Source organism: Evansella halocellulosilytica (assembly GCF_002335745.1).
GTDB lineage: Bacteria > Bacillota > Bacilli > Bacillales > Salisediminibacteriaceae > Bacillus_CA > Bacillus_CA halocellulosilytica.
On the sequence record NZ_NIST01000001.1, the window covers coordinates 4,651,228 to 4,664,259 of the forward strand.

Genomic DNA, 13,032 nt, shown 5'->3' on the forward strand with positions numbered 1-13,032 from the left:
AAATACACCTCCTATGATTGTTCAATTTTCATATCTCCAGCTTTTATTTTACCAGTTTTCCGCAGCCATTCCGAGAAAATAAGACTGAGAACTGCAGGCAAAATAAAATGCAATAATGCAATTGATAGTAACACTGACATACTGCTTCCCATCGTGTGAATAGTCATTATTTGTCCGACTAATCCACTCGTTCCCATGCCAGCTCCAGCATCATTATTTTCCATTAGAAAGACGACTGTAGCAATTGGACCAAGTATTGCAGCTGTTAATGTCGGGGGCAGGATAATCCACGGGTTTTTCATAATATTTCCGATTTGGAGCATTGATGTTCCGATACCTTGTGCAACAAATCCTGACCAACGGTTCTCACGAAAGCTGCTCGTTGCAAATCCTATCATTTGTGCGGCACATCCAACCGTTGCTGCACCAGCCGCAATCCCTTCAATACCAATCATAAACGCAATCGCTACACTCGAAATAGGTGCTGTTAATGCAAGTCCCATAAAAATCGCAATAATGATTCCCATAATAAATGGCTGCTGTTCCGTTGCCCATTCCAAAAAGTCTCCAAACTGACTGAGACCAAAATCAATGGATGGTCCAATCAATGTTGCTGTACCAATACCAACAAAAATCGTAATAAATGGGGTAACAATAATATCAAGCTTCGTCTCTTTCGACACAAGCTTACCGATTTCAGTTGATAGTAATGCTGCAATAAAGCTGCCTGCAGGTCCACCAAGCTCTGCTCCAGCTGCACCACTAATAACTGCGGCAAATAAAACTAGCCGAGGTGCTTTAAGTCCATAAGCGACTGCCACTCCTATTGCAGGGCCATATAGACCCATTGCCATATCTCCCATTGATTTTAAAAGGTCAAGTCCTAACAAGTCACCTATCGTTTCCATGATCAATCCGATTATTAACGAAGAAAACAAACCTAAAGCCATGAAACTTAATGCTTGTATGACATATGTATGAAAGGATGGTTTGACTCCTTTTCTATCTAAAAACGCTTTCAATATTTTCACCACCACTGATTATTTCAATCTTTATTTTAATATAAATATAGAAGAAAAACGAAGAAGCTGTGACAAAACAGTCTCTTTAAAGCAAAAAAGATTCTATTGATCGTGTTTGATAAAGGATACTCCGATTTTTTTTATTGAACAATCAACACCAATAGAACATTTGCTAGAAAAGAAATGGCTCTCACCAAAACCGGTGAGGGCCACTCTATTTTACTGGGTTTTGTCCCAGCCTCCACATATTATCGTTCAATTGATTTTACGATATCAAACATCATTTCTGCATCATCGTTGACATTCTCTAATGAACTTATTGTTGTCAATTTTGCCCCTTCATAACCAACGACTACTCGATAACTTTCTTCATCAAACTCCGCAACGACAAGATATCCAAACTTACCGTCCTCTTCGTCAAGTTCAAGGGTAATCGGATCTTCTTCATTTATCATAAGTTCATCTAATAATGCTTCTTCTGAATCATAATCGGTTTGATCATTTAAAAACAATAGAAAAACTTGGTCATTACGAGTAAACTCTATATTAAATTCATCTACGACTTCTCTATCTAATGTAGCAGGTATATATATGGAAAGGTCGCCTTCTTCAACGTTAGGTTCCATTTTTTCTTGAACCATTTTTTCCTGAAACATCTCTTCATTATCTTCTGCGACACTTGCTTCAGAAACATTACAAGCTGCTAACAGTATCGTTGCTGCTAACAGTATGGAAATCCCTGTTAACTTTCTAAATAGCAAACTTTCTCCCTCCTAGTACTTTCTCTTTATTAATTAGTATCATTTTAACACAATATATGAAATGAAAGAGAATGGATTTTAAAAATTTCTATATATTTCTACATTTTTTTTAATATTTTTTCTAAAAACGGTTCCAAAAGTTCTATAAATGGATAAAAATAAAGACTCTCTCTCGTTTTTTGTCGAAATTTCTATGTTGCATCTTTTCATAGTTGTTAATATTTTTCTTTCCCCCTGATGTCAAGTAAAATAAATGTGAACCCACGATACAACAAATTGAATCCGAATAGGAGTGGTAATGTATGGAACTTACTGTATACTTAGCAGGTCAGATTCACGATGATTGGCGAGAAGAAGTGAAAGAAAAAGCGAAAGCGAACAACTTACCGCTAAACTTTGTTGGGCCGATGGAAAATCATGACAGATCAGACAATATTGGTGAAGAAATATTAGGGACACAGCCAGACAAAATATTCAAAGACGAAGCTGCATCTAAGTTTAACAATTTGCGAACTCAAGTCTTACTTAGTAAATCAGACGTTGTCATTGCACTTTTTGGAGAAAAATACAAACAATGGAATAGTGCAATGGATGCTTCAACAGCTATTGCACTAAACAAACCTCTTATCCTTATACGCCCTGAAGAGCTCCATCATCCGTTAAAAGAGATTTCTGAAAAAGCGCAAGTTACTGTTGAAACGGTTGACCAAGCGTTAAAAGCATTAGCCTATATTTTTGAAGGAAAATAATTAGCTTTTTGATTGTTAGGCAGTGATCCCCCACTGCCTTTTATTTTTGGTTCTGTAACTGCCATTGACCGACTAGTAACCGTACAACATGTTCAAACATCGTCACCCTCGTTATTTGCCCCATCGTTAAAATCCCAACCGTTCCTTCATTTTTCCTTACATCAATTTTGTTTGCCCATTGATCAATGACATCCCCAAGTTCATGTCCACCTCGTAATTGTTCAGCAATTTCCTCAGGTAAAGGAATTCTTGCACCTCCCGCTACAAATACATCTCCTTCTTTCGTTGCTAAAGCGCCCCAATTACAAATCGTCATTTCATGGTGCTCATCAACGACCCCTCCTTCTAAACCAATTCCGATATCAAAAGACAAGTGGTTGACAAGATATTTTGCCCGATTTATCGCACCTTGCTTCGTTTCTACATCAGAAAATGGTTGTTCTGAAACTGAACTTGGAACAGCTAAAGATTCTATTTGAAAAGAAGTTTTTAAAACTTCTTTCACTGCTTTTACTTTTGCATGATTTTTTGAACCAATTCCTACTCTCATCATTACGTATTTCCTCCATCATTTGCATTGCACTCATCATATCTTAAATTGAGCTAATCTCCAAAAGCGGCGTATGCGGCCATAGGATCCTCTATTTGTGACGAAAAGGCTAATTAGCGGTGTTGTGCGGCCACACGATCCGCTATTGAATGAAAAAGTTGCTGATTACTCGTGTTTTGGAGGGGATAACGGAACTGGTGTCCTCGAAGATTGCGAGAAAGCTGATTTTTAGTCAATTAAGGGATCTGTTGTCCGCCAAAACACTCCTCCTATCGCCGTCCAAGTAGAAAAAAGAGGGCGGTTCTATACGCCCACCATCTCCAGAGTCACCGCCTATCACTCATTCGAGAAATAACTATCCGCCCGTAAAACGGGCCACCCTATAAGGGACCTTATTAATTTGGTTCTTGCTAAAAGTATTTTGAAGACATCTCTTTTCATAATCACATAGAAAACGAGCTGGGATATGATTAGTAAAATTCCAGCTCGTTTTTTAGGACAGCCTATTCGCTGATTGTCACACTTTGTTTTTACACATTATCACGAATACTGTCTAAAGATGTTTTGTCTGTTTTTCTCACTAGAGTAGTCAATAGCTCTTTTGCTGCAGCATAGTCATCTACATGGATAATAGATGCAGAAGTATGAATATAACGGGAACATACTCCAATTACTGCAGATGGGACTCCACTTCCTGAAATATGGACTCTTCCAGCATCTGTTCCTCCTTGTGAAATGAAAAATTGGTATGGAATATCGTTCGTCTCTGCCGTATCTAATATAAATTCACGCATTCCTCGATGAGTTACCATTGTACGGTCATAAATTCGCAAAAGTGCACCTTTTCCAAGATGCCCGAAAGCGTCTTTGTCACCTGTTGCATCATTTGCAGGACTTGCATCAAGTGCATAGAAAAGGTCTGGATTAATCATATTTGCTGCGACTTGCGCACCTCTTAACCCTACTTCTTCTTGAACAGTTGCTCCAGAGAATAGCATATTCGGTGTTTTTTCACCTTGAAGCTCTTTTAGCAGTTCAATCGATAGACCGACACCATAGCGATTATCCCAAGCTTTAGAAAGAAGCTTCTTTTCATTTGCCATTTTTTCTAATGGACAGATTGGCACAATTTGCTGACCTGGTTTTATTCCAATTCTTTCTGCATCCTCTTTGTCGTCTGCCCCAATATCAATGTACATATTTTTTATTTCCATTGGCTTTTTACGTTTTGCTTCATCTAAAAGGTGAGGTGGAATTGAACCGACAACTCCTGTAACCGGACCATTATCCGTAATTATTTGTAGACGTTGCGCTAGTAATACTTGGCTCCACCAACCTCCAAGCGTTTGAAAGCGAATTAGACCTTTATCGGTAATTTGTGTAACCATAAAGCCAACTTCATCCATGTGACCTGCAACCATGACTCTTGGTCCTTGCTCGTCACCTTTTTTCACCCCAAAAATTCCGCCCAATCGGTCTTGAATGACTTCATCACTATACTTTTTTAACTCTTCACGTACATATGCACGAACTTCATGTTCAAATCCAGGAGCACCCGGAAGCTGAGTCAGTGTATTAAACATATCAAACGTCTCTTTTCTCATAATAAACCCCTTCCATTCGTCAATTACTATTATGTATGCTAGTTTTATTTTAACGAATTGTCAGACAGGTTTCCACTTTTTTCGAAAATCGAAATAAAAAATGCTTATTATAAACTTAATAAATCAACTAAACAGAGTTTAATTTCAGACATTTCGACTGAAATTAATTCCGAACTTCTTTAACATCCTCTTATATAGTACTTTTATTCTTGCATACCTCATTGTAAAATAAAGGATAGATCGATTTATTTATGACACTTAAAAGCAATAACTCCGCGGAATGGATATTGCTTCTTCATGTCATACTAAATAAATAATCATGTTCATACGCATTCCGTTAACAAATGCATAGAATACATAAAAAAAGAGGGTGTTTATATGGGATGGAAACGTTTTGCTGCCGGCGTTGGAGCAGGAGTCGCTGTCACGATGTTAGCTAAAAGTCAATTAGATAAAAGACAAGAACAGCTTTCACCAGAAAAAGCTTTAAAACTTGTTAAACAGAAAGCGAAATCACTCGGTACAATTGATGGCTCATGGATTCATATGATTACAGAGGAACTTGAAAAAGAAGGGTTAATTTATAAAGTATACCGTGGCGGTATCACTTGTACTGATGAAGACGATAAGATGAGTGCGTATGAATTTTTCGTTGATGCCGCAACAGGTGCAATCTTGCAGCTACACAAACATGAGGACTAAAAGATAACATAAGCAACCTTCTTAGTGCCCGGCGAGTGCCGGGCACTATTGCTTTGTAATCCTTTTTCACATGTAAGATCAACTCTTTCGACACACCCTCTTATTTTTCCACTATTTATTCTCCTTCTTTTTTCTCAAAAGTCCCTACACAACGAACATGTAGAAAATTCCCGAAAATAAGTATGAAAGTCCGAGTAAATAAGTTCGATTTTTGTCATAAATATGAGTACTTTGACCTATTAATCACTCATATCAACAAATGTTATTTATGTTAATTTTTCATAGTTTTTTAAATTTTAAAACTTTCGTACCAAGGAATAGTTTGTAAACTAAACGAATTTTTACTATTGTATGATTTTTTTTACAATTTTTTATATTACTGGAGGTGTAATTGGCCAGAAGTCGTACTTAATCATCATAAAATTTATGGGGGGATTATTTTTGAAGAAAACATTTAGCAAACAATTATTACTTATGTTAACGATGCTTCTTTTATTTTCAACTGGCTTTTCCTATCCTACACAAGGTGGCAACAATAACACTCTAGAACGTCTGCCAACTATAATGGGTGAATATGACTTTTCTTCTGATGAGTTAACAACCATTATTGTCGAATTAGATGAGCCTTCTATTGTTGAAGCAAAGCACAGTGGTAAAAATCAATCAAAAGATGAGCTAGAAAATGTTCGTGAACAAGTAATTGAAGATATTAAAAATGCTGCCGAAAGCAGTGAAGTAGGCCGTGAGTATGACTATGTATTTAGCGGCTTTTCTGTCGAATTGAAACAAAGTGAAATCCGTGACCTCGCTGGAGTTGCAGGAATCAAAGCAATTTATCCGAACGTCACGTACGAGGCAGAAGTAATTGAGTCTATTGAAATTGGGGCAAATGAAGTTTCTCCAGAAATGATGGAAACTGCTCCATTTATCGGTGCAAATGATGCATGGGAACTTGGATATACAGGTGAGGGAGTTACTGTAGCGGTTATTGATACAGGCGTAGACTATACACATCCTGACCTTGAACATGCATTTGGAGATTATTTAGGCTGGGATTTCGTAGATAATAACGATGACCCTCAAGAAACACCTCCTGGTGACCCTCGTGGTGGTTCTACGAACCATGGTACACATGTAGCAGGTACGGTTGCAGCAAATGGGGAAATTAAAGGTGTCGCTCCTGATGCATCATTACTTGCTTACAGGGTATTAGGACCTGGTGGAAGCGGTACTACAGCCAATGTCATTGCAGGGATTGAACGTGCTGTTCAAGACGGTGCCGATGTAATGAACTTATCGTTAGGAAATTCTTCTAATGACCCTGATTTCGCAACATCTCTTGCTCTTGACTGGGCAATGGCAGAAGGAGTCGTAGCGGTTACATCTAACGGAAACAGTGGTCCTAATGAGTGGACAGTCGGATCTCCTGGTACGAGTCGTGAAGCGATTTCAGTTGGGGCAACAAGGATCCCTTACTTCTTATATGAAGCCGATATGTTTACGTCTAATGGTGTCGATTATCCATCCGCCGCAGTTATGGGACACCCTGGAGATAATGAGTTACTTTCATTAAACGATCAGGAATTTGAATTTGTTCATGTTGGGTTAGGCAGCGCGTCAGATTTTGAAGATGTTGATGTTGATGGGAAAATTGCCTTAATCGAGCGTGGTGAATATCCGTTCGTAGAAAAAGCGTCAAATGCAAATGAAGCAGGCGCTGTCGGTGCTGTCATTTATAATAATGTCGCTGGTGTTCAGCCAGATGTTCCTGGTACAGCCGTACCAACAATTAAAATTTCAAATGATGACGGTTTAAAAATGCTTCAAGAATTAGAAGATGGCAACAATACTGTAACATTTGATATTCAATCAGTCGGAGAAGTCGGGGAAACGGTCGCAGATTTCTCTTCTCGAGGACCTGCAATGGGAACTTGGATGATTAAACCAGATGTATCAGCTCCTGGAGTAAATATTTTAAGTACTGTTCCAACACACGATTCAGATGACCCACATGGATATGCCTCTCTTCAAGGTACAAGTATGGCAGCTCCACATGTAGCTGGTGCTGTTGCAGTATTACTTGAAAAGCATTCAGGTTGGGATACGCAAGATGTGAAGTCAGCATTAATGAATACTGCTGAGTCAATGATTGATATAAATGGTGATGTTTATCCATTTAATACACAAGGTGCTGGAAGTATCCGCATTGTTGATGCATTAAATACAGAAACACTTGTTGCACCAGGCTCGTATTCTTACGGGACATTCGTTAAAGAAAACGGCCGACAAGTTGAACGACAGCACTTTGAGATTAAGAACCTTTCAAGTGAAAGAAAACGATATTCACTGAATGTAGAGTTTTATGATGGGGGAGAACATATCAGTGTGAATACTAGTAATAACCTCAATGTTCAGTCTGGTAAATCGCAAAAGGTGAATATGAACGTACAAGTAAATGCTAGCGGATTGGAACCTGGTTATTATGAAGGTATGATCACACTTACACACGAGGATGAAGTCATTGAAGTCCCTACTATTCTATTCGTCCAAGATCCTTATGAAGTTTTTGATCTAATCGACCTTCTTGACTCTGGAAGCTTTACACTTGAAGATGGCATATTCGATGTCACTTTAAATTTAAATAAAGATGTCGATTATGTCGACTTTATGATTTACAATTCAGACCTAAATTCCGGAGCAATCATTGCTGAAGAAGCTGACCTTCCTGCAGGGGAAAACAACGTACAAATTGATGCAAATAATATTTTGCCATTGCTACCGATCGTCTTACCATCTGATGAATATGCATTTGTCGTTTGGGTTGGTAAAGATGATAAAGAAGAAGGATGGGTTTTAGGCTATTTTGATTTAGACTAAACCGTTGAGGCTTGGACAAACCCTAGTTAAAAAGAGTGGTGCCTACCGTATTGGTGGGTACCATTTCTTATTTGTAATGGGTATTGTGCAAAAAGTACACTCGCTTGCATTCCAGAGCACAAGTGCGTCATCTACTCGTGCTGTACTTCGTATGCATTCGTAGTGTCTTCTTTGCTACGGACAAAGTTCCAGCTAATCGGGGAAAATCGCCTCTATGGACCTTCACCTCTAGCAAGAAAAGCGCAAGGCGCCCGCCTATCGGCGACACTCTTTAACTTAGCGATTCTTCTCTGAATTCTCTACGAGCTACTTCGACGCATTCTCTTCTTCGATTAATCTTGTAGAGGAAGAAGCACATAGTCTGCGACGAGTAACCACAGGAGCAACGAGCGATTCTTCTCTGAATTCTCTACGAGCTGCTTCGACGCATTCTCTTCTTCGATTAATCTTGTAGAGGAAGGAGCACATAGTCTGCGACGAGTAACCGCAGGAGCAACGAGCGATTCTTCTCTGAATTCTCTACGAGCTGCTTCGACGCATTCTCTTCTTCGATTAATCTTGTAGAGGAAGAAGCACATAGTCTGCGACGAGTAACCGCAGGAGCAACGAGCGATTCTTCTCTGAATTCTCTACGAGCTGCTTCGACGCATTCTCTTCTTCGATTAATCTTGTAGAGGAAGAAGCACATAGTCTGCGACGAGTAACCGCAGGAGCACTGTTTTTCTGCGACGAGTAACCGCAGGAGCACTGTTTTTCTGCGACGAGTAACCGCAGGAGCAAGCGCTGCCTTTTCCTCTTCTAGCATCGATCTGTGGTTATATCCGTCAACCGGGCAATACGCCACGTCCTGTGGCATGCCCGGCATTAGGACGTCCTGTCCGTCGAGGCAAATCGCTAAATCAGACCTTCGGCTAAAACCCCCCGCGTCCTGCGGGAACGCCGAAATCACCACCTCCGTGTGAAAGCTCGTGATGTAAATGCTCTTTGGGGCTACCGACAGGAAGAAGTCCGAACTAGACTTCAAGTGGCGGGGCGAAGCGACCTCGAGCCGATGGCTTCTGAAGTCTAGACATCAATCGAGAGATTGATATTTTATAAATTCTTATCTTTGTACAAAGGCAACATCTGCCTTTACTTTAAACCACTGTGTTTGCTTTACTACTGACAACGCCTCAATTAATTGATATTCTATCATATGTCTTTTTCTTTACTTTTCGTTAATCCAAACGGTATGATAGTTTTAAAATCATTAACGAATAGGTGATCAACTTGAGCAAAACGAGTAAAATTCAACAGCCTAACATTCCCGACATCCTTGAGCAAACTGAAATTTCCGAATATGAAGAGCAATATGAACAAGTGTTGATTCAAGATTGTACGGTTACTCAAATGACCCATTCACAAATCTATTTTGAACAATCCGTTTTTCGTGATGTCACTTTTCAAGAGAATTCATTGGAAAAAGTAGAACTAATTGACGTTACCTTTGAAAAATGTGACTTATCAAATGTTGATTTTACTGATGCGATTATTCATCGTGTTTTGTTTAAGGATTGCAAACTATTAGGGTTCAACTTATCAGGTGCAACATTACGTAATGTTCAGTTTGAAGAGTGTCTTGCAAACATGCTTTCACTCGGTTATTCAGACTTAAAACAAATATCTTTTAACCGCACGATACTTAATCAAGCTGATTTTTATGAGACAAAAGTAAAGTGGATCACGTTTAATGAGTGTGATCTCGATAAAAGTAATTTTACCGGAACACAGATGAATGGAATTGATATTAGTAATTGTACATTCAACCAGCTACATGTGTCCTTTGAAAAGTTAAGTGGATGTACAGTATCACGGGAACAGGCAATTGGTTTTTCAAAATTGTTAGGCCTTACTATTAAGGAAGAATAGCTCAAACCTAACCTTTTAAAAACTATAATAAATAACCTTCCCGAATGCATCGAGAAGGTCAGCTTTTCTCTTTTTATTCATTTTCACGGTTACGCACGACAGTTTCGACCATGTTTTTACCGGACTTATCCCACTTTATGACGCGATATTTGTAGTCATGATAAAAAATAAATGCAGCACCGTTTTCGATTGCTGGAAGTAAGTATTTTTGTTTTGCCCCAATCGAGTCCATCGGATAATCATCATATGCAAGTACCCATAATACATTTTGATGTGCATGAGTAGGCATTAAATCAGCCATATGGTAAATCAATTCTCCGCCCCGGTCAATTTTCACGATACAGTGCCCGGCACTATGACCACCTGTATGTATTAACTGAATACCTTTAACTACTTCAACCGACTTCTTGAAGTTTTTAACTTGATGCTCTATTGGCTTCCAGTTTTCCTCAAAATATGTGTTTCGAGAACGAATATTAGGGTTCTTCAATTCATCCCATTCGGTTTGCTGTATCCAAAATGTAGCGTTCGGAAATGTTGGTACTATTTCTCCATTCTTCCACTTAGTAGCTCCACAAGCATGATCAAAATGCATATGTGTCATCAACACATGGTCAATATCCTCTACAGTTAGATTTAATGCAGCTAGACTTTCTTCAATTTTAGCTTCTTGTGTAATACCAAAATTCCGCATTGCTTTATCAGAAAACTTTTCATTCCCAATTCCCGTCTCAATTAAAATATTTACATCGTTAACTTGAATTAAGATTGGATCTGTTCGAAGTTCTATTTGATTATTTTCATTAAGTGGATACTTTTTTGACCATAAAGGCTTAGGTACAACACCGAACATTGCACCACCATCCATATGTGTCACTCCACCATTTAACCATGTCATTTTCATATCTCCGATTGCCCATTGCTCTAAAGCCATGATCATTCCTCCTTCGCAGGATGCGTATTACAGATAAGCCTCTAAGCGGTATATTCTCATGCCCCTTGATGAAAATTTTTCTTCATATTCCGTCATGACATTATCCTCCATGTCACTTTGATGAAGGTCAAGGCTGACATTTTTTAATTTATATCCAAATCTGGTCATACTTTCAATTGAGTACTCAAAGAGGCCTTGGTTATCTGTTTTAAAATGGATTTCTCCATCATTCTTTAATACTTCGGCGTATTTCTGCAAAAATCCTTCATGAGTTAACCGTCGTTTCGCATGTCTGTTTTTGGGCCATGGATCAGTAAAGTTAATATATAATCGATCAATTTCTTTGTTCGCAAAAAAATCGGTTAGTTCTGAAACGTCTTCTTTTAAAAGCCGGACATTTTTCATAGGATTTTCAATCAAACGCTCTACTCCAGAAATTATAACACTATCAAATTTTTCAATACCAATCATATTTCGGTCTGGAAACTTCTCCCCCATTTTCGTAACAAAACGTCCTTTCCCAGTACCGACTTCAACATGTAAAGGAAAGTCGTTTCCAAAAAGATCGTTCCATCGACCTTTATAACTTTGAGGATTTGGTTCAACAATATGCGGATTGTTTTCAATCATTTCTCGTGCCCAAGGTTTATTACGTAAACGCATTTTATACTCACACTCCAATTTATACACATTTCTTATCATATAGCCTACTCACAATTTTAAATAGCATTTTATTGAACAAAAATTAGCGCCGCATTCCATTTTCATAATGAAATGCAATCACGAAGCATAATTTTGACGAATATTCACATCCTTTTAAAGACTAAACAAAGAGGATGGTCAAAATACCCTGGTAAAAGGCTAGACTGCCTTGTAATCCATGGCTCTTTCGTCCTCTTGTTGAACGCTCACTATAAATACGAAATGAGGATGTGGCATGTATGGCAATGAATTATCATCATCAATTACAGCTTCTTGTAGACATTTTACAAAACCAGCAAGATGAAAACTACGGGACACATGATGAGTACGAGCAGGTTGAACGGCTTGCAAACTCCCTTATCGAAAATCATACTGTACCCGAGGACATTAAATCAATCGCTGCAAACATTCAGCACTATGCTCATCATCATGATATACCGAACGAACACAACAGTGTAAATATACAGGAATTACAAAAATATGTTCACGAGATTCAACAGGCTGAACAACGGCCACAAGGTGACTCGACTTTCCTATAAGAAAAATTGGTGCCTGGCACTAGACATTACTGTCGCCGGATGCTTTCCTCAATATTTTAGGTTCTAAGTCAAATGTTGGGGTGGGAGCCTCGATCTCCCTCCCCTTTATCCAACTTGAATTGTTTTTCCTTTTAATTGGTGATGTAATAGTACTCGCATTCGCAAACGATCATAACGTTTAAAACCAAATGCATTGCGCTTAATTACTTTCGTTTGGTTGTTCAGCCCTTCTATTGGGCCGTTGGTAAATCCGAAAGTAAAACTGTTAATAATCTCTGTTTCCCAGTTTTTTAATGTTTGTATCGCTTTCGTGAACTCCTTCATTCCTGACTCATCTACTAGCTTATAAAAGTTATGTAGCCCTCGCTTCACGCTTAGTCCCTCTTTTGAGCCAGCTTGCTTCGCTTCTTCAAACCATAATCTGAAGGCTTCTTTTAACTTATAAGCATCTCTCAACTCACTGGAAAGGTTCAAATATCTCTCTAAGTACCAATGTTGTCTTTCAGTCAATTCTTCGAATTTTTTATTAAACACATGCTTCATTCTCTTACACTTCTTACGGTCGTAGTCATGAAAGTCTTTTTGAACTCTTCTTCTAACACGATCTAACGCCCAAAAAATATAGCGACAAAAATGAAAGCGATCTGCGATAATAACAGGGCTACCAAGTGCCTTTTTAACAGC

14 protein-coding genes are annotated in these 13,032 nt (G+C 38.6%); 6 read left to right on the forward strand and 8 right to left on the reverse strand.

Annotated elements, in window-relative coordinates:
- Positions 1-11: 11 nt before the first annotated feature.
- Together CD001_RS22060 and CD001_RS22065 are read right to left on the reverse strand one after the other, a co-directional pair.
- Complete coding sequence (locus tag CD001_RS22060) at positions 12-1,022, reverse strand: PTS transporter subunit IIC (protein ID WP_096189774.1); 1,011 nt, start codon at positions 1,020-1,022, stop codon at positions 12-14.
- Positions 1,023-1,270: 248 nt separating this feature from the next.
- Complete coding sequence (locus CD001_RS22065) at positions 1,271-1,783, reverse strand: hypothetical protein (protein WP_096189775.1); 513 nt, start codon at positions 1,781-1,783, stop codon at positions 1,271-1,273.
- Positions 1,784-2,085: 302 nt separating this feature from the next.
- Here CD001_RS22065 and CD001_RS22070 point away from each other — a divergent pair, with 302 nt between their 5' ends.
- Positions 2,086-2,532, forward strand: coding sequence for a YtoQ family protein (locus CD001_RS22070; RefSeq protein WP_096189776.1), 447 nt, complete (start codon positions 2,086-2,088; stop codon positions 2,530-2,532).
- Between the two features lie 40 nt (positions 2,533-2,572).
- Here the strand turns inward: CD001_RS22070 and CD001_RS22075 are convergent, their stop codons facing one another.
- Positions 2,573-3,085 (reverse strand): DUF84 family protein, encoded by a 513-nt coding sequence (locus CD001_RS22075; RefSeq protein WP_306454092.1) that lies wholly within the window; start codon positions 3,083-3,085, stop codon positions 2,573-2,575.
- A gap of 94 nt (positions 3,086-3,179) precedes the next feature.
- Between CD001_RS22075 and CD001_RS27065 the strand changes: the two genes are divergently transcribed.
- Entirely contained in the window at positions 3,180-3,314 is a 135-nt protein-coding gene (locus CD001_RS27065) for a hypothetical protein (RefSeq protein ID WP_257009901.1), read from the forward strand.
- A gap of 298 nt (positions 3,315-3,612) precedes the next feature.
- Here CD001_RS27065 and CD001_RS22080 read toward each other — a convergent pair whose 3' ends face one another.
- The gene (locus CD001_RS22080) at positions 3,613-4,686 is read right to left on the reverse strand and encodes a M42 family metallopeptidase (protein WP_096189777.1); all 1,074 of its coding nucleotides are present in this window, start codon (positions 4,684-4,686) and stop codon (positions 3,613-3,615) included.
- A gap of 378 nt (positions 4,687-5,064) precedes the next feature.
- On the opposite strand from CD001_RS22080, the gene CD001_RS22085 reads away from it, so the two are divergent.
- Complete coding sequence (locus CD001_RS22085; protein ID WP_096189778.1) at positions 5,065-5,388, forward strand: PepSY domain-containing protein; 324 nt, start codon at positions 5,065-5,067, stop codon at positions 5,386-5,388.
- A gap of 441 nt (positions 5,389-5,829) precedes the next feature.
- Positions 5,830-8,265 carry a S8 family serine peptidase gene (locus CD001_RS22090; RefSeq protein WP_306454093.1) on the forward strand — a complete coding sequence of 812 codons (2,436 nt, stop codon included), beginning with the start codon at positions 5,830-5,832 and terminating at the stop codon, positions 8,263-8,265.
- A gap of 442 nt (positions 8,266-8,707) precedes the next feature.
- Here CD001_RS22090 and CD001_RS22095 read toward each other — a convergent pair whose 3' ends face one another.
- The gene (locus CD001_RS22095; protein WP_142303627.1) at positions 8,708-9,130 is read right to left on the reverse strand and encodes a hypothetical protein; all 423 of its coding nucleotides are present in this window, start codon (positions 9,128-9,130) and stop codon (positions 8,708-8,710) included.
- Positions 9,131-9,534: 404 nt separating this feature from the next.
- On the opposite strand from CD001_RS22095, the gene CD001_RS22100 reads away from it, so the two are divergent.
- On the forward strand, positions 9,535-10,173 hold the full coding sequence (locus CD001_RS22100) for a pentapeptide repeat-containing protein (protein WP_096189780.1): 639 nt from the start codon (positions 9,535-9,537) through the stop codon (positions 10,171-10,173).
- Between the two features lie 73 nt (positions 10,174-10,246).
- Here the strand turns inward: CD001_RS22100 and CD001_RS22105 are convergent, their stop codons facing one another.
- Both CD001_RS22105 and trmB read right to left on the reverse strand, forming a co-directional pair.
- Positions 10,247-11,107 (reverse strand): YtnP family quorum-quenching lactonase, encoded by an 861-nt coding sequence (locus CD001_RS22105; RefSeq protein WP_096189781.1) that lies wholly within the window; start codon positions 11,105-11,107, stop codon positions 10,247-10,249.
- Between the two features lie 27 nt (positions 11,108-11,134).
- On the reverse strand, positions 11,135-11,770 hold the full coding sequence (gene trmB / locus CD001_RS22110) for a tRNA (guanosine(46)-N7)-methyltransferase TrmB (RefSeq protein WP_096189782.1): 636 nt from the start codon (positions 11,768-11,770) through the stop codon (positions 11,135-11,137).
- A 278-nt stretch (positions 11,771-12,048) separates the two neighbouring features.
- Between trmB and CD001_RS22115 the strand changes: the two genes are divergently transcribed.
- Positions 12,049-12,348 carry a YtzH-like family protein gene (locus tag CD001_RS22115; RefSeq protein ID WP_096189783.1) on the forward strand — a complete coding sequence of 100 codons (300 nt, stop codon included), beginning with the start codon at positions 12,049-12,051 and terminating at the stop codon, positions 12,346-12,348.
- A 105-nt stretch (positions 12,349-12,453) separates the two neighbouring features.
- Here CD001_RS22115 and CD001_RS22120 read toward each other — a convergent pair.
- Positions 12,454-13,032, reverse strand: a 579-nt coding sequence (locus CD001_RS22120) for a transposase (RefSeq protein WP_142303672.1), incomplete at its 5' end; no start/stop codon positions are given.